Origin of the sequence: Allobosea sp. UC22_33 (assembly GCF_042700715.1) — a bacterium.
Taxonomy (GTDB): Bacteria; Pseudomonadota; Alphaproteobacteria; order Rhizobiales; family Beijerinckiaceae; genus Allobosea.
Genome location: NZ_CP170556.1, coordinates 874,621 through 895,939, shown reverse-complemented (window position 1 = coordinate 895,939; position 21,319 = coordinate 874,621). Strand labels below are relative to the sequence as shown.

General features: G+C 66.4%; 17 protein-coding genes. 3 read left to right on the top strand and 14 right to left on the bottom strand.

The window, feature by feature from the left end; translation table 11 throughout:
• Positions 1–20 precede the first annotated feature (20 nt).
• The 4 genes from lspA to ACFJGT_RS04165 form a co-directional block, all read right to left on the bottom strand.
• Positions 21–503 carry a signal peptidase II gene (lspA, locus tag ACFJGT_RS04180; protein ID WP_377846176.1) on the bottom strand — a complete coding sequence of 161 codons (483 nt, stop codon included), beginning with the start codon at positions 501–503 and terminating at the stop codon, positions 21–23.
• Entirely contained in the window at positions 503–3,556 is a 3,054-nt protein-coding gene (gene ileS, locus ACFJGT_RS04175) for an isoleucine--tRNA ligase (protein WP_377846175.1), read from the bottom strand. The genes lspA and ileS overlap by 1 nt, the downstream gene beginning before the upstream one ends.
• 202 nt (positions 3,557–3,758) lie before the next feature.
• Complete coding sequence (locus tag ACFJGT_RS04170; protein ID WP_377846173.1) at positions 3,759–4,742, bottom strand: bifunctional riboflavin kinase/FAD synthetase; 984 nt, start codon at positions 4,740–4,742, stop codon at positions 3,759–3,761.
• Positions 4,743–4,839: 97 nt separating this feature from the next.
• Positions 4,840–5,295: a MaoC family dehydratase gene (locus ACFJGT_RS04165; protein ID WP_377846171.1), complete on the bottom strand. Its 456-nt coding sequence runs from the start codon at positions 5,293–5,295 to the stop codon at positions 4,840–4,842.
• A 226-nt stretch (positions 5,296–5,521) separates the two neighbouring features.
• Here ACFJGT_RS04165 and ACFJGT_RS04160 point away from each other — a divergent pair, with 226 nt between their 5' ends.
• Positions 5,522–5,908: a response regulator gene (locus ACFJGT_RS04160; RefSeq protein ID WP_257732403.1), complete on the top strand. Its 387-nt coding sequence runs from the start codon at positions 5,522–5,524 to the stop codon at positions 5,906–5,908.
• Positions 5,909–6,027: 119 nt separating this feature from the next.
• Here ACFJGT_RS04160 and ACFJGT_RS04155 read toward each other — a convergent pair whose 3' ends face one another.
• From ACFJGT_RS04155 to ACFJGT_RS04145, 3 genes are all read right to left on the bottom strand, one after another.
• Positions 6,028–6,897: a TIGR01459 family HAD-type hydrolase gene (locus ACFJGT_RS04155; protein WP_377846168.1), complete on the bottom strand. Its 870-nt coding sequence runs from the start codon at positions 6,895–6,897 to the stop codon at positions 6,028–6,030.
• Positions 6,898–7,010: 113 nt separating this feature from the next.
• Positions 7,011–8,495: an EAL domain-containing protein gene (locus tag ACFJGT_RS04150; RefSeq protein ID WP_377846166.1), complete on the bottom strand. Its 1,485-nt coding sequence runs from the start codon at positions 8,493–8,495 to the stop codon at positions 7,011–7,013.
• A gap of 149 nt (positions 8,496–8,644) precedes the next feature.
• Positions 8,645–10,402 carry a hypothetical protein gene (locus tag ACFJGT_RS04145; RefSeq protein ID WP_377846164.1) on the bottom strand — a complete coding sequence of 586 codons (1,758 nt, stop codon included), beginning with the start codon at positions 10,400–10,402 and terminating at the stop codon, positions 8,645–8,647.
• Between the two features lie 186 nt (positions 10,403–10,588).
• On the opposite strand from ACFJGT_RS04145, the gene ACFJGT_RS04140 reads away from it, so the two are divergent.
• Positions 10,589–11,929: an aspartate aminotransferase family protein gene (locus ACFJGT_RS04140; protein WP_377846162.1), complete on the top strand. Its 1,341-nt coding sequence runs from the start codon at positions 10,589–10,591 to the stop codon at positions 11,927–11,929.
• A 78-nt stretch (positions 11,930–12,007) separates the two neighbouring features.
• Here the strand turns inward: ACFJGT_RS04140 and ACFJGT_RS04135 are convergent, their stop codons facing one another.
• The 3 genes from ACFJGT_RS04135 to ACFJGT_RS04125 all read right to left on the bottom strand — a co-directional run bounded on the left by ACFJGT_RS04135 (position 12,008) and on the right by ACFJGT_RS04125 (position 13,794).
• A complete protein-coding gene (locus tag ACFJGT_RS04135) occupies positions 12,008–12,274 on the bottom strand; it encodes a hypothetical protein (protein ID WP_377846159.1) in 267 nt (88 codons plus the stop codon).
• A gap of 97 nt (positions 12,275–12,371) precedes the next feature.
• Complete coding sequence (locus ACFJGT_RS04130; RefSeq protein ID WP_377846157.1) at positions 12,372–12,866, bottom strand: peptide deformylase; 495 nt, start codon at positions 12,864–12,866, stop codon at positions 12,372–12,374.
• Between the two features lie 154 nt (positions 12,867–13,020).
• Positions 13,021–13,794 (bottom strand): SDR family oxidoreductase, encoded by a 774-nt coding sequence (locus tag ACFJGT_RS04125; RefSeq protein ID WP_377846155.1) that lies wholly within the window; start codon positions 13,792–13,794, stop codon positions 13,021–13,023.
• A 116-nt stretch (positions 13,795–13,910) separates the two neighbouring features.
• Here ACFJGT_RS04125 and ACFJGT_RS04120 point away from each other — a divergent pair, with 116 nt between their 5' ends.
• A complete protein-coding gene (locus ACFJGT_RS04120; protein ID WP_377846153.1) occupies positions 13,911–14,813 on the top strand; it encodes a LysR family transcriptional regulator in 903 nt (300 codons plus the stop codon).
• 10 nt (positions 14,814–14,823) lie between these two features.
• Here the strand turns inward: ACFJGT_RS04120 and ACFJGT_RS04115 are convergent, their stop codons facing one another.
• The 4 genes from ACFJGT_RS04115 to ACFJGT_RS04100 form a co-directional block, all read right to left on the bottom strand.
• The gene (locus ACFJGT_RS04115) at positions 14,824–17,025 is read right to left on the bottom strand and encodes an FAD-dependent oxidoreductase (RefSeq protein WP_377846150.1); all 2,202 of its coding nucleotides are present in this window, start codon (positions 17,023–17,025) and stop codon (positions 14,824–14,826) included.
• Positions 17,026–17,181: 156 nt separating this feature from the next.
• A complete protein-coding gene (locus ACFJGT_RS04110; RefSeq protein ID WP_377846147.1) occupies positions 17,182–18,390 on the bottom strand; it encodes an acetyl-CoA C-acetyltransferase in 1,209 nt (402 codons plus the stop codon).
• 137 nt (positions 18,391–18,527) lie between these two features.
• Positions 18,528–20,315: an acyl-CoA dehydrogenase C-terminal domain-containing protein gene (locus ACFJGT_RS04105; protein WP_377846145.1), complete on the bottom strand. Its 1,788-nt coding sequence runs from the start codon at positions 20,313–20,315 to the stop codon at positions 18,528–18,530.
• A gap of 344 nt (positions 20,316–20,659) precedes the next feature.
• On the bottom strand, positions 20,660–21,118 hold the full coding sequence (locus tag ACFJGT_RS04100; protein WP_377846143.1) for a MerR family DNA-binding transcriptional regulator: 459 nt from the start codon (positions 21,116–21,118) through the stop codon (positions 20,660–20,662).
• Positions 21,119–21,319 lie beyond the last annotated feature (201 nt).

Here is a 21,319-nt window from a genome sequence, read left to right as displayed (position 1 = left end):
AAACAATGGCGAGACCGTCATTAAGCTGCTTTTTCCACGGTCGGGCGGAAGGACTCATATAGCAGGCCGAGCACTCCGACAACGATCGCAACGTCAGCGATGTTGAAGATATACCAGCTAAAGCTGCCCCAGTGGAAATGGACGAAGTCGACCACCGCGCCATAGACGGCGCGGTCGACCCCGTTGCCGAGCGCGCCCCCGATGATCAGCGCGAGGCTGAACACGGAGAAACGCTGCGGCTCGCGCCACATCCAGCGCCAGAGCCAGACGGCCGCGACGAAGGAAATGACGACGAGGAACCAGCGGCCGAGATCGGTGCCCTGCTGGAACAGCCCGTAGGAGATGCCGCGGTTCCAGGCGAGGACGATCGTCAGGAAGGACGTGAGATCATACGGCCCGTTCTCCGCCAGCCGGACGCTGTAGAGCAGCCACGACTTCAGGAGCTGATCGGCGACGAAGACGACCAGGACGACGATCAAGCCGAGGCGGCGGGCGGGCGTCATCAGGCGCGCACTCCCAGCTCCTTCAGGGCCTTGGCATCGCGCGGCGTCACCTGCGGATAAGCCTTGTCGGCCGTCGTCGGGTCGAAATACTTCCAGGAGCGGGCGCATTTGATGCCGGCCGCACGATGCGGCACGACCGCGACGCCCGGCACGTCGGCCAGGCGGAAGGCCTCCGCCGGCCCCTCGCCGCTTTCGATGCGGATGCCGGAGGTGATGCAGATCTCGGCGAGATCGGCGCCGGACAAGGCGGCATGGAGATCGCTGTCGGAGACGAAGACCTGCGGCGCCGCTTCCAGCGAGGAGCCGAGGCGCTTGGCCGCGCGCTCCAGCTCGAGCGCGCCGGTGACGACGCGGCGCACGCGCCGGATCTTGGCCCAGCGCTCGGCCAGCTCCGGATCGAGCCACTCGGCCTTGGCCGCGACGAAGCGCTCGAGATGGACCGAGCCCTCGCCCGCCTTCTGGTCGGGATAGCGATCGAGCCAGGCTTCCTCGGCAGTGAAGACCAGGATCGGCGCGAGCCAGGTCGTCAGGCAGCGGAAGAGATGGTCGACGACCGTCAGCGCGCTCTTGCGGACATGGCTGGAGAGCGGATCGCAATAGAGCGCGTCCTTGCGCACGTCGAAATAGAAGGCCGAGAGCTCGGTGTTCATGAACTGCGAGAGCAGGAACACGACCTTCTTGTAGTCATAGGTGCGGTAGGCTTCCTCGACCTGCGGCCCAAGCTCGGCGAGGCGGTGCAGCATCAGCCGCTCCAGCTCCGGCATGGTCTGCGGATCGGAGACGCGGACATCCTCGCTGAAATGGGCGAGCGTGCCGAGCATCCAGCGCATGGTGTTGCGCAGCTTGCGATAGGTCTCGACGAAGGTCTTGAGGATCTCCTTGCCGATGCGCAGGTCGTCGGAATAATCCGCCGCCGCGACCCAGAGGCGCAGGATATCGGCGCCCGAGTCCTTGATGATGTCCTGCGGGGCGGTGACGTTGCCCTTCGACTTCGACATCTTCTCGCCCTTCTCGTCCAGGCAGAAGCCGTGGGTGAGGACGATGTCGTAGGGCGCCCGGCCGCGCGTGCCGCAGCTTTCGAGCAGGCTCGAATGGAACCAGCCGCGATGCTGGTCCGAGCCTTCGAGATACATCACCCGGTCCTTGCCGCCATCGCCGCGGCGACGGGCGCGCAGGTCGGCCCGCTTCTCCAGCGTGAAGGCATGGGTCGAGCCCGAATCGAACCAGACGTCGAGCACGTCGGTGACGCGCTCGTACTGCGCGGGATCATAGCCGAAGGGCTTGAGGAAGCGGGCGCCATCCGTATCGGTGAACCAGGCATCCGCGCCCTCGGCCTCGAAGGCCTCGGCGATCGCCGCGTTGACCCGGGCATCGACGAGGATGTCCTTGGTCTCCTTCTCGACGAAGACGGTGATCGGCACGCCCCAGGCGCGCTGGCGCGAGACGACCCAGTCCGGTCGGTTGGCGATCATGCCGGTGATGCGGTTCTCGCCGGCGGCGGGCACCCATTCCGTCTCCTTGATCGCTTTCAGCGCGCGGTTGCGCAGCGTATCGGCATTGCCGCCGGCAACCGGCTGCGGATCGGCCGCATTCGGCGCCCCGGCCTCGCCGATCGGCTTGTCCATGGCGATGAACCATTGCGGCGTGTTGCGGAAGATCACCGGCTTCTTCGAGCGCCAGCTATGCGGATACTGATGCTTCAGGCGGCCGCGCGCGATGATGGTGCCGGCCTCGACCAGCGCCTTGATGACGACGTCGTTGGCATTGCCCTTGTCGCCCTTGTCGGTGATGACCTGCGCGCCCTCGAAGCCCGGTGCCTCCTTGGTGAAGCGGCCATCGGCGTCGACGGTATAGGGGATGCGGGTCTCGATACCGCGCTCGGTGAGCTGACGGCCGTTCGCTGTCCAGACGTCGAAGTCCTCGCGGCCATGGCTGGGCGCCGTGTGGACGAAGCCGGTGCCGGCATCATCCGTGACATGGTCGCCATCGAGCAGCGGAACGACGAAGTCGTAGCCGCGGCCGCGCAGCGGATGGGCGACGCTCAAGCTTTCAAGAACTCCCGGAGGGACCCTCCCGAGCGACTCAAAGCCCTCGACCTTGGCTGCCTTGAACACGCTATCAGCGAGGTTTCTGGCGAGGATATATTTCGCGCCCAACTTCGCCCAATTGCCTTCCGCCGCAGCGGTAACGCGATAAATCTCATAGTCGAGCTTGTGATTGAACGCGATCGCGCGGTTGCCAGGGATCGTCCAAGGCGTGGTGGTCCAGATGACAACGGACGCCCCGGAAAGTGCCATCTCCAAAGCCGCATTCTCGGCCTTGCTCTCGCTCGGCCCAGCGAAAGACTGCACCGGAAACGCGACATAGATCGTGTCGCTCGTGTGCTCCTCGTACTCGACCTCGGCCTCGGCCAGCGCGGTCTTCTCGACCACCGACCACATCACCGGCTTGGAGCCGCGATAGAGCTGGCCGGTCTCGGCAAATTTCATGATCTCGCGAGCGATCTGCGCCTCGGCCGGATAGGCCATGGTCAGATAGGGGTTGGCCCAGTCGCCCTCGACGCCCAGGCGCTTGAACTCCTCGCGCTGGACATCGACCCAGTGCTCGGCGAAGGCGCGGCATTCCTTGCGGAACTCGACGACCGGAACGTCGTCCTTGTTCAGGCCCTTGGCGCGATACTGTTCCTCGATCTTCCACTCGATCGGCAGGCCATGACAGTCCCAGCCCGGCACATAGTTGGAATCATAGCCGAGCATCTGCTGCGAGCGCGTGACGAGGTCCTTCAGCACCTTGTTCAGCGCATGGCCGATATGGATGTTGCCGTTGGCATAGGGAGGGCCGTCATGCAGGACGAAACGGTCCCGCCCCTGCCCGGCCTCACGCAGCTTGCGATAAAGGTCGATCTTCGCCCAGCGCGCGAGCAGTTCCGGCTCGCGCTGCGGCAGGCCGGCGCGCATCGGGAACTCGGTCTGGGGCAGGAAGAGCGTCTGCGAATAGTCGAAGCCGTCGGCAGCGGTCTCGGCGGCTTTGGCGGTGCTGGTCTTGTCGGTCATCATCCGGCTCGGACAGTCGGGACGGCGGACCGGACAGGTCTCGGGCGTCCACACTTGAAACGGGAAAAGCGGTCTTCAACCCGGACTGCGCAAGCGCCCGCGCTTGTCTAGCGCGAGGCGGCAGCCGGGCCCGTAATTCGCCGGGACAGATCGATCGACAAGGCGCGTTTGGCGAGCATGAGGGGCTTCTAGCAGGCCCGGCCTACGGAAGGAAGGGCGGCGTTCCCGCCAGAATGTCGCGTGCGCGGGCGCTGTCGGCATCCATCTGGACGATCAGAGCCTCCAGCGAATCGAACTTCTCCTCCCCGCGCAGCCAGTCGACGAAGGCGACATCGACGCGCTGGCCGTAGAGGTCCCCGGAGAAATCGAAGACGAAGGTTTCGAGCCGCGGCGCGCCGTCGTCGAAGGTCGGGCGGCGGCCGAAGCTGGCGACGCCGTCATGCCAGACGCCGTCGATCTTCATGCGCACCGCATAGATGCCGTGGCGCAGCCTGCAATCGCGGGAAAGCTGCATGTTGGCCGTGGGATAGCCGAGCTCGCGCCCGCGCTTGTCGCCATGGGTGACCAGCCCGCGCACCAGCCAGGGCCGGCCGAGGAATTCCGCGGCGCGCGCGACGTCGCCGGCTTCCAGCGCCGTGCGGATCAAGGTCGAGGAGACCGGCTCGCCCTGCCAGGAATAGGGCGGCACGACCGCGACGGGGATATCGGCAGCGAGCCCATGGGCTTGCAGCATCTCCGGCGAACCCGTCCGGCCCTTGCCGAAATGGAAATCATAGCCGCAGACGAGGCCGGCGGCGCCGAGCCGGCCGATCAGCAGGTCATCGATGAATTGTTCCGCCGGAATCGCGGCGATCTCGCGGTCGAAGGGCAGGACGAAGACCTGAGCGAAGCCGGCTTCTGTCAACCCTTCGAGCTTGAGCTGCGGCGAGGTCAGGCGAAAGACCGGCTCTTCGGGGCGGAAGATGCTGCGTGGATGCGGTTCGAAGGTGAAGGCTGCCGGCCGGGTGCCGCGCTCCCCGGCAATGGCGGCGGCCCCGCGCGCGAGCTCGGCATGGCCGCGATGGACACCGTCGAAATTACCCAGCGCCAGGACGGCGCCGCGCAAGGCATCGGGAACGGGCTTGTCGAGGTCGAGGACCACGGCCGCGGGCTCCAGGCGCTGCGGCTCATCGGCTTTGGATGGCATGAATCGGGAACGTCCACCTGCCCCTGACAATGGAGCGATGACCGTCTTTGCGGCGAAGGCCGGCGGGGCGTCAAGGCCAACGCGTCGACTGGAAGCCTTATCCGCGCGGCTTCGGCGGCATGGCGACCCAGGCCTCGCCCTCCATCACGGCCTTGCCGTCGACGAGACATTCGCAGAAGAAGCGCGCCCGCCGGCGTTCCGCCACCAATTCGACGACCTCGACGCAGGCGGTGACCACGTCGCCGATCTTGACCGGCGCCAGGAAGGTCAGCGTCTGCGAGAGATAGACCGCGCCCGGCCCCGGCAGGCGCGTGCCGAGCAGGGCGGAGACCAGGCTCGCCGTCAGCATGCCATGGGCAATGCGCTGGCCGAACTTGGTATTGGCGGCGAAATGGTCGCAGAGATGGATCGGATTGGCATCGCCGGACAGTTCGGCGAAGAGCGCGACGTCCCGCTCCATCACGGTCCGCATCAGGCTTTCGCTCCGGCCGACGGCCAGGTCCTCGAAGGCGTGGACGGTGTAGAGCCCGCCGGGCATCGGCTGAACGGCCATGGATCACGCGCGGCCCGCGGGCCTGCGCCCTCCTGTCTGCGATCCGGTTAAACTTCTCGCAACCGCAACATAAACGCAATTGAACTTTGGTGCAGCGCACCGTGCTGCCCTTGCGTCAGTTCGCAATCAGATTAACCGGTTCGCAAGGCCGCACGGCTATCACTCAGACAAGCGGCGCGGCGCTGGTATCTCCCAGCACCGTGACCGTTATGCCTGGAGCATCAGAATGGCTCTCGATCCATCCATGCCGATCCTCGTCGTCGACGACTACCAGACGATGGTCCGCATCATCCGCAACCTGCTGAAGCAGCTCGGCTTCGAGAATGTCGACGACGCCTCGGATGGCTCGGCGGCCATTTCGAAGATGCGCGACAAGAAATACGGCCTCGTGATCTCCGACTGGAACATGGAGCCGATGAGTGGCTTCGAGCTGCTCCAGAAGGTCCGCGAGGAGACGGCGTTGTCGGAAACGCCGTTCATCATCGTCACCGCCGAATCGAAGACAGAGAATGTCGTTGCCGCCAAGAAGGCCGGCGTGAGCAACTACATCGTCAAGCCGTTCAACGCCCAGACGCTGAAGACGAAGATCGAATCGGTCTGCGCGGCGGCGTAAGGACCGTCATGCTCGGGCTTGAACCGAGCATCTCAGGACGAGAAGGCGCCCTATCCTGACGGAGCTTCTCGGGTCTGCGCTTCGCTCCGCCCGACAATGACGGCGGTGCTCCCCCTTCCTCACCAGACCAGATGCGGCATCGCATAGGCCGGGCGATGCATCTGCCGGCCGAACCAGCCGTGACGCTCCTCCCATGAGGCTTCCATCAGATCCTGGGCGTGGATGCCGGCCAGCACCATGATGCCGGCCGCACCGAAGGCGTCGGCGCCAGCGATATCGGTGCGGATCGCATCGCCGACGGCGCAGATCCGGTCGCGGGGAATCGAAGCGCCGCGCGCCTTTTCGGCCGCGGCCACCGCCGCCTCGTAGATCGGACGGTGCGGCTTGCCGGCATAGATCACCCGGCCACCGATCTCCTCGTAGGCGAGCGCGACCGAGCCGGCGCAGGGAATGATGCGCCCGCCGCGCTCGACGACGAGGTCGGGATTGGCGCAGATCAGAGGCAAATTGCGCGCGGCGAAACCGGCGAGCAGATCGGCATAGGTCGCCGCCGTGTCCTTCTCGTCGTCGAACAGACCGGTGCAGAGCACATAGGCCGCCTCTTCGGGGGAGGTCTCGCGCACGTCGAGCCCGGCGATCAGCGGCAGGTCGCGGTCGGGACCGAGCCGGTACACCGGCTGGCCGGCGCGCTCGCGGATCAGCGACCGGCAGACATCGCCGGAGGTGACGATCGCATCCCAGGCCTCGCGTGGCACGGCGAAGCCGTCGAGCTGACCGACGATGACATCGGCCGGGCGCGGGGCATTGGTGACGAGAACCACGTTGATGCCCTGCTCGCGCATCCGCATCAGGGCGGCGACGGCGTCGCGATAGGCGGCGACGCCGTTATGGACCACGCCCCAGACATCGCACAGGCAGAGATCGAAGCGATCCGCGACCTCGGAGAAACCGGTAAGCGGAAGGGTGGAAGCGATCCCCGATGGCGACACTGTCTCGATCTCCGGCGGTTGCATGGCAAGGGCGAGCTTCGCCCGTCGACAAGGCCTGATCTAGACGGGATTCGCCGGAAGCGGAACCGGAGAGCGCAGGGAGCCGCCGTGCGTCAGGCGCTGGCGCGGCGCAGCACGGATCGGAAGGGCAGCCGCTCCGGACGGGCTTCCTGCGCGGCCGGCCCGGACATGCCGGCTGAGGGTTGTTGCGCGACCCGATCCTGCCCGATCAACCGATCGACGATGCTTTCCGGCGGTCGGGCCGGCTCGGCCGGCACCGTTACCGCGGGCACAGGTTCCGGCTCGGCGAAGACTTCGGGCTTGACCGGACGCGGCGGCGAGAAGGCCTGTCCCTGCCCCATCGTGACGCCGAGCTCGATCATGTCCGCAGCGGCGGGATTGTCCTCGACCTGATCGGCAACGAGGCTGATCGAGACGCGCGCGAGCATGGCGGCGAGATCGCCAGCGTCGATATCGCTCTGGACCCGGCCGTCGAGATGGGCCTGGAGCAGCGCGGCCGGCGCCTTCACATAGCGGACGCCGCGATCGAACAGCGCGCGCGGATCGACGCGCAGGTCGACGAGCTGATCGAGCGCGAAACGCACACCGTTCGCCGACATCGCGCCGAGCAGGCCGAGGCTGGTCGGGTCGAGTTCGCGGAAGACCGCCTGCGGCATCTCGATGACCAGATGCCCGGTGTGCTCGCGGTACTTGTCGAGGATGCGGGTCAAGGCAGCCAGCGCCCGCGACGACGTCCAGGTCGCGTTGCTGAAATTGCAGGAGACGAAGATTCCGCCATCCTTCGACCCGAGATGGCGCGCGATCGCCAGCGCCCGCGTCAGGACGAGCGCATCCAGCGTCGGTCCGAAGCCACGCGCCTCGACCGTCTCGATGAACTCGTGGGGCAGCAGCAGCGTGTTCTCGTCCAGCCGCAGGCGCGCCAGCGCCTCGTAGCCGCAGGTCCGGCGCTGCGGCAGCGAGACGATCGGCTGCAGATGGACCTCAAGCCCGCCTTCGCTGAGCGCCCTGCCGATCAGGGCCGCACGTTCGGCCTCCGCCTCCTCCCGCGCCGCTGCGGCGGCGGCGGCCCGTTCTGCAGCAAGCTTTTCGGCCCGTTCCCGGCGCACCGCTTCCGGATCGAGCACCACCTCCGGCACCGGCGCGGGAAGCGCGGCAGCGGGCTCGGGCAGGCGGGCCAGCACAGTCTCGTGATCGGCAAGCGTCGTCGCGACCTGATGGATCAGGTCGCCGAGCAGACCGACCTCGGCCGTCAGCTCATGGATGGCCGCGCGCGCAGGCGCGGCATCGGCATCGCGCATCGGCATCTGCTGGACGCGCTGCGACAGGGCATCCAGGCGGATGGCGTTGGTGGCGAGCCGGACCTTGACCTCGCCGAGCCCGGCCATGGCCTGCTCGTGCCGGGCGAGACCGCGACGCTCAAAGGCGTGCATCGCCAGCATGCAACCGGCGCCGGACGCGAGCAGGCCGAGCGCAACTCCGAGCCCGCCGGGAAGCAGGATCGCGACCGCGGCGCCGGCCGACAGGCCGGTCACGGCGCCGGCGAGAGGGTGCAGGGCTTTCAGGCGGGCAGGTGCCACGGCAGCGCTCGCGCTAGGGTTGAAAATCGGAAGGGAAACGAATCACGGTCTTGCGCCGCAGATTACCCTTGCCGGCGCGGTTATGCGAGCCAAGCGCCTCATTTCCGCCACAGCAGGCCAGCGCGCCGGCCGTGTCCTGCCGTCTTGCTCTATGGCTTGTTCAGATCGAGCGCGGTGAGGATCCGATCGATCACCGAGGCTGCGAATCCCCTCCGCTGGAGAAAAGCGCGGGGATCCCGCCCGAAAAGCGGAGATATCTCGACCAGTTGAGCGATCGCCCTGGCCTGTTTCTCCGGATCGTTTTCCGCGGCCGCCCTGAGCGCCTGACCGAGCAGGCTGAGCTGGCTCGTATCCGCGGCCAGCATCGCGGCATGGCTTTCCGAGGCTTTCCCCGCATCCAGGAGATAAGCGCCGAGGAACGCGTAGAAATCGTAGCGCGGCGGCCGGGCGACGCTTAGCGAGGTGGCGCGCTCCAGCAGGGGCAGCCCGTCGAGCGGGCGACCGAGCCGGACATACAGCGCGCCGACATCGGCCATGATCTCCGGGTCATAGGGATTGCGGGCCTGCGCCTCGCGGCCCATCTGGATCGCCTCGTCGGTCGCGCCGCGAAGCAGCAGCACGTTCATCAAGGCTTGGTAGGCCCGCGCTCCCGACGGCGCGAGGCGGACCGCCGTCAAGGCCGCCGCGAGCGAGCGATCGAGCGGCGGCCGGGTATTGTCCGCGTATTCCTGCGGGGCGGTGCCTTGCGGAGCAGCGGCAGCATATTCTCCAAGCGTTATGATCGCGAGATGGGCCCAGGCCGGATAAAAGCCCGGATCCTGCTCGACCAGTTGGGCCAGGCAGGTGCGAGCCGCCAGATACATTTCGGGCACCATCGCGCGGCGCGCGTCGAAGGCCTTCAAAATGCAACGGATCGCCGGAGACGGGGGAAGCTGACGCGCATCGGCGGGGATAATGCCGAAAGGCTCGGTCAAGCGCGTTGCCAGCCGCCGCGCCATCTCGGCGAGATCATTCTCCTGAAGCGTCGCGAGCGAGGAGCGGCTCGACGAGGTTGTCCAGACAATGCGACCGTCCCGGACGGAGCGCAGGCGGGCAAGCCCCACCGCCCCACCGTCCAGTCCCTGGGCGTCGATCTCGATGGCATAGTCGACCTCGTCTTCCCAGTTGGAGCCGGGGAGAGGCGCCTTGATCGTCACGATATCATCGAACCGGGCCATGGCGTCGACGAGAAGCGCCGAGAAGCGGCGCACGACATCGGCCAGCTTGGGATCGGACGGCGGGCTGGGATTCGTGATCGCGACGCGCACGAGGAAAGACGCCGACGGAGCCTCGGACTGCGGTGCGGCAGCCTGCTCCGTCACCGCAGGCCTCAACGCCGCGGATTGAGCTGGCTCGCGCGACGGCCTCAGATACCACCAGCTCAGCGCGAGCAGCCCCAGTGCCAACGCGGCAAGGGTCAAGCCGGTCCAGCGGCGCGCCGTGCGCCGGTCCGGCTCCTGCGCCTCATCGGCCGCTTCGTCTGCAATCCGGCTGCCCTCCCCGCCAAACCATGTGAAGACCGGGACATAGCCACCGACCGGCATCGAGATCTGCACGGGGTCGCCGCGGCCGTCACCGGTATAGTACTGCGCCAGCGCCCGCCGCAGCCGGCCGGCCTCGACGCGAACGATGGGATCGAGCTGGGGGTTGAAGTCGGCAGGGCGGCCGAGGCCTTCGACCGCGATCGTATAGCCTTTCAGCTCGGCCGCGCGCCCCTCGACCGTGCGTTCGACGACGAAGCTCAGGAAGGCTGAAAGCTGGGGAGCCGCACGAAAGGCGTCCGAGACGAGGACACGGTCGAGGCCCGCGCGAATGATCGCCGCGGCTCGGACATCCAGCCGTCCAGGATCATCTGCGTCTTCCGTCATCGGGGCCCGTTCAGCTGTCTTTTCTTACCCCCCACGCGGGGAGTTTACGCCATTAGCGACCTAACGTCACCCGCAGGCGGGTTCGAGCCGCCATCCGCAGGACGCAGCCGTGAGGCGCCATGATGGCGATTTACAGGCCGCTGGCTCCTGCTAGCTTTAACCAAGGTTAATCCACAGGGGTCTCGAATGACGTCCGCATCCTCCGCCATCGCCACGCCGAACGACCTCGAAGCCTACTGGATGCCGTTCACCGCCAACCGGTCGTTCAAGAAGAACCCGCGCATGGTCGCGCGCGCCGAGGGAATGTTCTACTACACGCCGGACAACAAGCCGGTCATGGACGGCACGGCGGGCCTGTGGTGCTGCAATGCCGGCCATGCCCGCGAACCGATCATCCAGGCGATCCAGGCCCAGGCGCGGGACCTCGATTACGCGCCGAGCTTCCAGTACGGCCACCCGAAGGTCTTCGCCGCCGCCGCCCGCATCGCGGCGCTGGCGCCGGGCGATCTCGACCATGTCTTCTTCGCCGGCTCGGGCTCGGAGGCGGGTGACTCCGCGCTCAAGATCGCGCTCGCCTATTGGAACATCTCCGGCAAGGCCGCCAAGACCCGCCTGATCGGCCGCGAGCGCGGCTATCACGGCGTCGGCTTCGGCGGCATCTCGGTCGGCGGCATGTCGAACAACCGCAAGTTCTTCGGCTCGCTGCTCACCGGCGTCGACCACCTCGCCCATACCTACGACCGCGAGAAGCAGGCCTTCAGCAAGGGTGAGCCGGATTACGGCGCGCATTTCGCCGATGATCTCGAGCGCATCGTCGCGCTGCACGATGCCTCGACCATCGCCGCCGTGATCGTCGAGCCGATGGCCGGCTCCACCGGCGCCCTGCCGCCGCCGAAAGGCTATCTCAAGCGCCTGCGTGAGACCTGCGACAAGCACAACATCCTGCTGATCTTCGACGAGGTCATCACCGGCTTCGGGCGCCTCGGCTTCGCCTTCGCGGCCGAGCGCTACGGCGTGATCCCGGACATGATCACCTTCGCCAAGGGCGTGACCTCGGGCACCGTGCCGATGGGCGGCGTGATCGTGCGCAAGCATATCTACGACGCCTTCATGGGCGGCCCGGACAACGTCATCGAGCTGTTCCACGGCTACACCTATTCCGGCCATCCGCTGGCGGCGGCCGCCTGCCTGGCGACGCTCGACATCTACCGCGACGAAGGCCTGTTCGAGCGGGCCCGCGCCATGGAAGGCGCCTGGGCCGATGCGGTGATGAGCCTGAAGGGCGAACCGAACGTCGTCGACATCCGCACGCTCGGCATCGTCGGCGCGGTCGACCTGGCGCCCCGTGCCGATGGCGTCGGCAAACGAGCGTTCGAAGCGATGGACCGCCTCTTCCGCGAGGAAGGCCTGATGGTGCGGACCGCTGCCGACACGATCGCCTTCTCGCCGCCGCTGATCATCTCGGAGAGCCAGATCGAAGAGCTGATCGAGAAGCTGCGCCGGGCGATCCGGGCGGTCGCGAACTAGCCGGATAAGGGCGCTGATCTTCCCGGCGCGATAAGACCGAAAGCCGCCTCCTTCCGGGAGGCGGCTTTCGCGCATTTGTCAGCGCGCAAAGCGCCAGGCGATCAGCAGAGCCAGCAAGGCCGGCACGGCGAAGACCAGACCGAGGATCGGCAGCTCCTCGCGCACGGAATAGCCCGCCTTGGTCACGCCGACCCACATGTTGACCAACGTCACGGCCAGCCATACCGGCACGAAAAACTTGGCGGCGAGCGCATAGTCCGGCTGAGCCCCGCCCCACAGCTTTCCGAACAGCAGGAACAGGCCGAGCAGCACCACGCCGCCGCCGATCACCATAGCCATATGCATATGCCTGCTCCTCACCGTCGAATCGTCGAAAACAAATGGTACGAGCTCACGACGCCCGGACGCCAGTCGGGCGAACGCCGGCAAAGCGCGCCTGCGCTCAGCCGCGCCGCTGCTTGTTGTAGCGGGCAATCAGCCGGTCGCGCTTGAGCCGCGAGAGGCGGTCGATCCAGAAGACGCCGTCGAGCTGGTCGATCTCGTGCTGATGGCAGACGGCCTGCAGGCCGTCCGCCTCTTCGACATGCTCCGCCCCGTCGAGATCGCGATAGCGCACGCGGACATGGGCGTGGCGTTCCAGTTCGTCGGTGACGCCAGGCATCGAGACGCTGCCCTCGACATGGCGGATGGTCTCGCGCGAGACGCCGTCAAGCACCGGGTTCACATAGATCCGGACGTCGCCCGGCACCAGCTCCAGCACCACCAGCCGCAGCGACACGCCGACATGCGGCGCGGTGATGCCGATGCCGGGCGCCTCCCGCATCGTATCCAGCAGATCGGCCGCAAGCTCGCGCAGGTCGGCATCGAAGCGCGTGACGGGTGCAGCCGCAACGCGCAAACGCGGATCGGGAAAGCTCAGGATCGGCCTCGACGGCATGGACTTGTTCCGACTTCCTGTTTGCGGCGCCGATTCCGATCCTCCCGGAACCGGCCTCAACCGGCAAACCGCTCCCCAATGTAGCCGGGGAGCGCATCATTCGATCGAACGACGACAGACGCTTCGCAGGCCTGCCGCCGATCCGACAGCGGGCTCACTTCGTGGTGTAGCCGCCATTCACCAGAATCGTCTGGCCCGTCATCCACCAGCCGTCCGAGACGAGGAAGCGGAGCCAGGGCACGATATCCTGGATATCGGTCAGGCCCGTCTTCGAGAAGGGCGAAAGCGCGGCAGCGCTCTTGTGATAGGCGACCGCGTCAGCGCCTTCGGCCGGATAGAAGAACGACGTGTCCATCGGTCCCGGCCCGATCGCCGTCACCGAGATGCCGCGGGCGCCGAATTCCTTGGAGGCGGCGCGGGTATAGTGCTCCACCGGCGCCTTGGTGCCGGCATAGCTCGCGTAGAACGGCGTGTAGGCGCCGAGCAGCGAGGTCACCAGCGTGCAAACCTTGCCGTTGTCGCTGACATGCTTGCCGGCCTCCTTGAGGAAGAAGAACGCCGTCTTCGAATTGACCGCGTTCATCCCGTCGAACTCGGCCTCGCTGATCTCGACCATCGGCTTCTTCAGCACCTTGCCGACCGTGTTGACCGCAATGTCGATCGAGCCCATCGCCGCCTTGGCGTCAGCGAATAGCTTCTCCATCGCGGCGGCCGAGATCAGATCGGCCTGGAAGGCATAGCCCGCCGCACCGGCTGCCTTGATCGCCGCGAGGGTCTCCTCGGCTTCGGCCTTAGTCGGAGCGCTGTTGTAGTGGATGGCGACGGCTTTCGCGCCCTGCGCCGCCAGGTCCTTGGCCAGCAAACCGCCCAGATTCTTGGCGCCGCCGGCGATCAGAACCGTCTTACCCTTAATGCCGTGATCGGCCATCGCATGCTCCTGTTCGCTGCAATCGATGGCGACAAGATATCGTCTCGAAATCGGCTATAAAGACTGCGATCAGGACATCACCGGTCAGAGATTCCGAACAATCAGGGGACACCGAGTTGGACCGCATCGACCTCTTCCGCATCTATGCCCGCGTCGTCGAGTGCGAGAGCTTCACCCAGGCGGCCAAGGCGCTCGGGCTGCCGCGTTCCTCGGTCTCGGCGGCGGTGGCGGCGCTGGAGCAGCGGATCGGCACGAGACTGCTCCAGCGCACGACGCGGCGCGTCTCGGCGACACCGGACGGCGCGGCGTTCTACGAGCATTGCGCCCGGCTCGTCGCCGATGTCGAGGAGACCGAGGCACTGTTTCGCCACAGCGCCGCAAGCCCGGCCGGAAAGCTCAGGATCGACGTGCCCGGCCGGATCGGGCGCCTGATCATCGCGCCGGCCCTGCCCGATTTCCTCGCCCGCTATCCCGAGATCGATGTCGATCTCAGCGTCACCGACCGGGCGGCGAATCTGATCGAGGACGGCATCGATTGCGTGCTGCGGGTCGGCCCCTTGAGCGATTCAGGATTGATCGCACGCTCGGTCGGGGAATTGCCGCTGATCAATGTCGCCAGCCCCGGCTATCTCGCCACGCATGGCACGCCGACACATCCCGGCGAACTGGATGGGCACCGGGCCGTCAACTACGCCTCGCCGACGACGGGGCGGATCGAGCCCTGGGAGTGGCTGGAGGATGGCGCGGTTTATGGCCGCGCCCTGCCCGGCCGCGTCACCGTCAACAGCGCTGAAGCCTATATCGCCTGCTGCCTCGCCGGACTCGGGCTGATCCAGATCCCGGCCTATGACGTCGCCGAGCATCTCGCTGCGGGCGAACTCGTCGAGGTGATGCCCCGGCATCGGGCTGCGCCGATGCCGATGACGTTGCTCTATCCCCACCGCCGGCACCTGTCGCGCCGGCTGCAGGTCTTCGCGGACTGGCTCGTGGCGCTGCTACGCACACGGCTGGCGAACTGAACCCGAAGGCTCAGGCCACCTTCTTCTCGGCCGTGCCGTAGAAGCTCTCGCCGGTCTTGGCCATGCGCTTCAGCAGGCGGTTGGGCTTGAAGCGCTCGCCATGGGCCTTGGCCAGCTTCTCGCAGAGCTTCACGAAGGCGGCCGCGCCCATGTTGTCGATATAGGAGAGCGTGCCGCCGGTGAACGGCGCGAAGCCGAAGCCGATGATCGAGCCCACATCCGCCTCGCGCGGATCGGTGACGACGCCTTCCTCATAGGTCTTCGCCGCTTCGAGAGCCTGCGTGACCAGGAGGCGGTGCTTCAGCTCCTCCATGTCGACGCTGTCGGGATCGAGCCGCGGGCCTGCGAGATCGGCGAGGCCCGGCCAGAGACGCTTCGGCCCGGCTTCCGGATAATCGTAGAAGCCCTTGCGGTTCTTGCGGCCGAGACGGCCATGCTTCTCGACCATGTCGGCGAGCAGCTTTTCCTGCGCCGGATCGACAGCGGCCTCACCGAGCTGGGCCTTGGTCGCCTTCAGCACCTTGTAGGCGAGATCGACCGCGACCTCGTCATTGAGCGAGAGCGGCCCAACCGGCATGCCGGCCTGCTTGCCTGCCGCCTCGATCATCGCCGGCGGCACGCCTTCCATCAGCATCAGATGGCCTTCGCGGATGTAGTTGCCGACGCAGCGATTGGCATAGAAGCCCCGGGTGTCATTGACGACGATCGGCGTTTTCTTGATGGCACGGACGAAGTCCAGCGCCATCGCGAGCGCCTTCTTGCCGGTCTTCTTGGCCATGATGACCTCGACCAGCAGCATCTTCTCGACCGGCGAGAAGAAATGGATGCCGATGAAATTCTTCGGCCGTTGGCTTGACTCAGCAAGGCCGGTGATCGGCAGCGTCGAGGTGTTCGAGCCGAAGATGGTGCGCGGGCCGACGACGGCCTCGACCTTGGCGATGACCTCGGCCTTGACCTTCGGGTCCTCGAACACGGCCTCGACGATCAGGTCGCAGCCCTTGAGATCGGCATAATCGGCCGAGGCCTTGATCCGGCCGAGCAGCGCGTCGCGATCGGCGGTCTTGGCGCGGCCCTTCATGATCTGGTCGGAGACCAGCTTGTGCGAATAGGCCTTGCCCTTCTCGGCCGCCTCGATGTCCTTGTCGACCAGGACGACCTCAAGGCCGGCCTGCGCCGTGACATAGGCGATGCCGGCGCCCATGAAGCCCGCGCCGATGACGCCGACCTTCTTGAGCTTGGAGGGCGGCATGTCGGCCGGGCGGCGGGCGCCCTTGTTCAGCTCCTGCATCGAGACGAAGAGCGAGCGGATCATCGACGCCGCCTCCTTCGTCCGGAGGATCTTGGCGAAGTAGCGGCTCTCGACCTTGAGGCCGAGATCGATCGGGAGCTGGAGGCCCTCATAAACCGCCGAGAGGATGGCACGGGCGGCGGGGTAATTGTCGTTGGTCTCGCGGCGATAGATCGCGCTGGCCGGCGGCCAGATCTGCATGCCGGCGGGCGAATGCACCTTGTTGGAGGGCAGCTTGAAGCCCTTCTGGTCCCAAGGCGCGGTCGCCTGCGGATTGGCCTTGAGCCAGTCCTTGGCGTTCTGGACGATGTCGGCGCGGGGTGCGACGGCGTGCACGAGGCCGGAATTGCGCGCCGGCAGCGCCTTAACCTGCTCGCCCTTGAACATCATCTGGAGCGCGTCGCCGGTCTGCATCAGGCGCGCCACGCGCTGGGTGCCGCCAGCGCCCGGAAACAGACCGACCTTGATCTCGGGCAGGCCGACGCGGGTCGAAGCATCGTCCGAGACAACGCGATACTGGCAGGAGAGCGAGAGCTCGAAGGCGCCGCCCAGGCAGACACCGTGGATCGCGGCGGCGAAGGGCTTCCCGCAGGTCTCGAGCTTGCGATAGAGCAGCGAGAGCTTACGGCTCTCGTCGAAGAAGCTCTGCATCGCGACCGCCTCGCCCTTTTCCTTGGCGAGCGTCACGTAGAGATCGCGCAGGCCCTGGAGCATGGTGAGATCGGCACCGCCGGAGAAGCTCTCCTTGCCGGAGGTGATGACGCAGCCCTTGATGGCCTCGTCGCCCGCGACCTTGTCGACGATCTGGTTCAGCTCTTCCATCACCTCGGGGGTGATGACGTTCATCGAGCGGCCCGGCATGTCCCAGGTCGCCACAGTGATGCCGTCGGCGTCTGTCTCGAAGCGGAAATTGGTGAGGTTCATGGACGGTCCCTCCGGTGGGTCGGGTCATCCCGGACGCCGCCACGCGGCGATCCGGGATCGTCATCAGGAAAAGGCGGTGTTCGGGCGTTCTCTCGTCACGCGGTCCCGTGTCTGCGCAGCGGCATTGCATGCCGCAGCGCGCACGGGATGACGGCGCTAGACCCGCTCGATGATGGTGGCGACGCCCATGCCGACAGCGACGCAGAGCGTCACCAGCGCGACCTGCTTGTCCTGACGCTCCAGCTCGTCGAGCACGGTGCCGAGCACCATCGCCCCGGTCGCGCCGAGCGGATGGCCCATGGCGATGGCGCCGCCGTTCACGTTCAGGATGGCGTCGTCGATGTCGAAGGCCTGCTGGTAGCGCAGCACGACCGAGGAGAAGGCCTCATTCAGCTCGAACAGATCGATATCTTTCAGGCTCATGCTGGCCTTCTTCAGTACGCGCTCGGTGACATCGACTGGACCGGTCAGCATGAGCGCCAGATCGGAGCCGACGGTGGCGAAGGCCTTGATGCGGGCGCGCGGCTTCAGGCCCGCCGCCTTGCCGGCCTTCTTCGAACCGACGAGCACGGCCGCCGCGCCATCGACGATGCCGGACGAATTGCCGGCGTGGTGGACGTGATTGACGAACTCGACATCGGGATGCGCCGAGGTCGCGACCGCATCGAAACCGCCCATCTCGCCCATCTGGACGAAGGAGGCCTTGAGCGCGGCCAGCGTCTGCATGTCGGTGCCGGGCCGGATCGTCTCGTCGCGGTCGAGGATGACGAGGCCGTTCACGTCGGTGACGGGGATCACCGAGTTCTTGAAGCGCCCTTCGGCCCAGGCCTTGGCGGCACGCTGGTGCGAGCGCACGGCGAAGGCGTCGACATCGTCGCGCGAGAAACCGTACTTGGTCGCGATCAGGTCTGCCGCGACGCCCTGCGGCATGAAATAGGTGTCGATAGCGACTGATGGATCGACCGCGATGCCGAAGCCGGAAGCGCCCATGCCGACGCGCGACATCGACTCGACGCCGCCGCCGATCGCCATTTCCTTCTGGCCGGACATGACCTGCGCCGCGGCGAGGTTCACCGCATCGAGGCCCGAGGCGCAGAAGCGGTTGATCTGCACGCCCGGCACTTCCTTGCCGTAGCCGGCCTTGAGCGCGACGGTGCGGGCGATATCGGCGCCGGCCTCGCCGACCGGATCGACGCAGCCCATCACCACGTCCTCGACGAGGAGCGGATCGAGGTTGTTGCGGTCCTTGATGGCCCGCAACGCCTGGGTGCCGAGCTCGATCGCGGTCACTTCGTGAAGCGAACCGTCGGCCTTGCCCTTGCCGCGCGGCGTCCGGACGTGATCGTAGATGAATGCGTCTGCCATTTGGTGGCCTCCCGGGGCGCCGTCGGACGGCGCGTTCTGGTGCCGGACGTCATGGTCGGGCTTGCCCCGACCATCTCGTCATCCAGCAAGTTCTGCAAGAGATGCCCGGGTCAAGCCCGGGCATGACGGCGTTTTCGTCAGAACTGCTCGACGCTCAGCGCCATGGTGGTGTCGGCGCCGGAAGTGATCCGCGCCAGATGGGCGCCCGTCTCCGGGAGCGTGCGGTCCATGAAGAAGCGCGCCGTGACCAGCTTGGCGCTCATCCGCTCGTCGGCGCCGGCCTTTAGCTTCTCCTGCGCCGCCTTGGCCATCTTCACCCACATGTAGCCGAGCGAGACCAGGCCAAGCAGATGCATGAAGTCGGACGCGCCGGCGCCGGCATTGTCCGGCTTGGCGAGCGCGTTGTTCATGAACCACATCGCCGCCTGCTGGAGATGGCCCAATGAGACCTGGAGGGGCCCGAGCAGCGGCTTCAACGCCTCGTCCTCGGCGTTCTCCTTGAGGAAGCCACCGACCTCGTTGAAGAAGGCCATGATGCCACGACCACCATCGCGGCCGAGCTTGCGGCCGACGAGGTCCATCGCCTGCACGCCATTGGCGCCCTCGTAGATCATGGCGATGCGGGCATCGCGGACGAACTGCTCGACGCCGGTCTCGGCGATATAGCCGTGGCCGCCGAACATCTGCTGCGCCTTCACCGCGTTGTCGAAGCCGACATCGGTGAGCACGCCCTTGAGCACCGGGGTCATCAGGCCGAGCTGGTCGTCGGCCGCCTGACGCTCGGCCGCGTCGCCGGAGCGATGGGCGATGTCCGATTTCAGCGCATTCCAGAGCACGAAGGCGCGAGCGGCCTCGTTGAAGGCCTTGATCGACATCAGCGTGCGGCGCACGTCCGGGTGGACGATGATCGGATCGGCCGGCTTGGCCGGCTCCTTGGCACCGGTCAGCGAGCGACCCTGCAGGCGCTCCTTGGCGTAGGCGACGGCGTTCTGATAGGCGACCTCGGACTGGGCGAGCCCCTGGATCGCGACGCCGAGGCGGGCCTCGTTCATCATCACGAACATGGCGTTGAGGCCCTTGTTCTCGGCCCCGACCAGCCAGCCCTGCGCGCCGTCATAATTCATCACGCAGGTGGCATTGCCGTGGATGCCCATCTTGTGCTCGATCGAGCCGCATGACACCCCGTTATTCGCGCCGACCGAGCCGTCCGCGCCCAGCTTGTTGCGCGGCACAACGAAGAGCGAGATGCCCTTCACGCCGGCCGGGGCGCCCTCGATGCGGGCGAGCACGAGATGGACGATGTTCTCGGTGATGTCCTGCTCACCGGCGGAGATGAAGATCTTGGTGCCGGAGATGGCGTAGGAGCCGTCGCCGTTCGGCACGGCCTTGGTCTTGAGCAGGCCGAGATCGGTGCCGCAATGCGGCTCGGTCAGGTTCATGGTGCCCGACCAGGTGCCGTCGATCATCTTCGGCAGATAGGTGCGCTTGATCTCGTCGGAGCCATGGACGTAGAGCGCGGCGATGGCGCCCATGGTCAGGCCCGGATACATGGCGAAGGCCATGTTCGCGGCCGAGGCATATTCGTTCATCACGGCGCCGAGCGTATAGGGCAGGCCCTGGCCGCCATATTCCGGATCCATGGCAAGGCCGATCCAGCCGCCGCCGGCATAGGCCTCATAGGCCGCCTTGAAGCCCTTCGGCGTGGTGACGCGGCCATCGGCATGGCGGGTGCAGCCTTCCTGGTCGCCGGACCAGTTGATCGGCTGGAGGACTTCCTCGCAGAGCTTGGCCCCCTCGCCGAGCACGGCCTCGATCACGTCCGCAGACGCGTCGGCGAAACCCGGCAGGTTGTTGTAGCGCTCGATGTTGAAGACGTCGTTGAGCAGGAAAAGCGTGTCGTCGACGGGTGCCTTGTAGACCGGCATCTGATCCTCCCTCTCGTCGCAAAGGCGGCGCCTGATCGCTGCCGCCGCATCAAGATAGTTCACATATAAACAATCTTGGCGAAGTTGCAACTGTGACGATGCGATTTTGTCGTCGGCCGGATGGCGGGAGCGTGACGCGACCATAAAAAGCCCCGGCGGAGCCGGGGCTTTGGGGATGCAGGTGTCATCCCGTGCGCGCTGCAGCACACAGTGCCGCTGCGCAGACACGGGACCGTCCTCAGAAAGAGGCCCTTTCGTCATGCGATCCCGCATCTGCGCAGCAGCGTTTCACGCTGCGGCGCGTGCGGGATGACACCCTTGAGCCCGCTCCAAAACGAGGCGATTCAAGCCTTCGGCATACGCGAGAGCGAGGCTTCGAGCTCGGTGATCGCGCTTTCGATCTCGGCGCGCTGACTGCGCAGCAGATCGAGCTGCTCGACGATCTGCTCGCGGCTGAGCTGCAGGCCTCCGACGGAAGCGGCCGCGTCGCCGGCGCCGCCCTTCTTGTCCTCGTTGGCCAGCATGGCGCGGATTTCGACGAGGGTGAAACCGAGCTGCTTGCCCTTGAGGATCAGGGCGAGGCGAGCCCGGTCACGCGCCGAATAGATGCGCGTCATGCCGGAACGGCTCGGCGCGATCAGACCCCGCGATTCGTAGAAGCGGAGCGTGCGCAGTGTCACGCCGAAATCGCGGGCGAGGTCGCTGATGGTGAAATCGCCGGCCTGATCGGCATCGGCGGAGTCGGCGGGGGAGCGGGTTTCATGAATCGAGGAACCCGCCATAGCCAAGCTTTGGCGTGACATGAAAGCTGCAATCCTTGCGATGGGACCGAATCGCCGACCTTCTGACGGCATCGATCGATGTCACAGTGATAGGGAAGCTCCTCCCGCTGCGTCAGGTAATACGTCGGCGGGGCGGGGTAAGTTACCGTTACATGATGCCGGCGAGGCGCTTCCCATGGCGCATTCGGAAAAAATTAACGATCGCGACCCCGGATATTAACC

Excerpts from the sequence above, each read along its gene's own strand:
- ileS (WP_377846175.1), bottom strand. The coding sequence starts at position 3,556 with ATGACCGACAAGACCAGCACCGCCAAAGCCGCCGAGACCGCTGCCGAC.
- ACFJGT_RS04140 (WP_377846162.1), top strand. The coding sequence starts at position 10,589 with ATGACGTCCGCATCCTCCGCCATCGCCACGCCGAACGACCTCGAAGCC.
- ACFJGT_RS04165 (WP_377846171.1), bottom strand. The coding sequence starts at position 5,295 with ATGGCCGTTCAGCCGATGCCCGGCGGGCTCTACACCGTCCACGCCTTC.
- ACFJGT_RS04105 (WP_377846145.1), bottom strand. The coding sequence starts at position 20,315 with ATGCCGGTCTACAAGGCACCCGTCGACGACACGCTTTTCCTGCTCAAC.
- ACFJGT_RS04115 (WP_377846150.1), bottom strand. The coding sequence starts at position 17,025 with ATGAACCTCACCAATTTCCGCTTCGAGACAGACGCCGACGGCATCACT.
- lspA (WP_377846176.1), bottom strand. The coding sequence starts at position 503 with ATGACGCCCGCCCGCCGCCTCGGCTTGATCGTCGTCCTGGTCGTCTTC.
- ACFJGT_RS04160 (WP_257732403.1), top strand. The coding sequence starts at position 5,522 with ATGGCTCTCGATCCATCCATGCCGATCCTCGTCGTCGACGACTACCAG.
- ACFJGT_RS04170 (WP_377846173.1), bottom strand. The coding sequence starts at position 4,742 with ATGCCATCCAAAGCCGATGAGCCGCAGCGCCTGGAGCCCGCGGCCGTG.
- ACFJGT_RS04125 (WP_377846155.1), bottom strand. The coding sequence starts at position 13,794 with ATGGCCGATCACGGCATTAAGGGTAAGACGGTTCTGATCGCCGGCGGC.
- ACFJGT_RS04110 (WP_377846147.1), bottom strand. The coding sequence starts at position 18,390 with ATGGCAGACGCATTCATCTACGATCACGTCCGGACGCCGCGCGGCAAG.
- ACFJGT_RS04135 (WP_377846159.1), bottom strand. The coding sequence starts at position 12,274 with ATGCATATGGCTATGGTGATCGGCGGCGGCGTGGTGCTGCTCGGCCTG.
- ACFJGT_RS04130 (WP_377846157.1), bottom strand. The coding sequence starts at position 12,866 with ATGCCGTCGAGGCCGATCCTGAGCTTTCCCGATCCGCGTTTGCGCGTT.
- ACFJGT_RS04100 (WP_377846143.1), bottom strand. The coding sequence starts at position 21,118 with ATGTCACGCCAAAGCTTGGCTATGGCGGGTTCCTCGATTCATGAAACC.
- ACFJGT_RS04145 (WP_377846164.1), bottom strand. The coding sequence starts at position 10,402 with ATGACGGAAGACGCAGATGATCCTGGACGGCTGGATGTCCGAGCCGCG.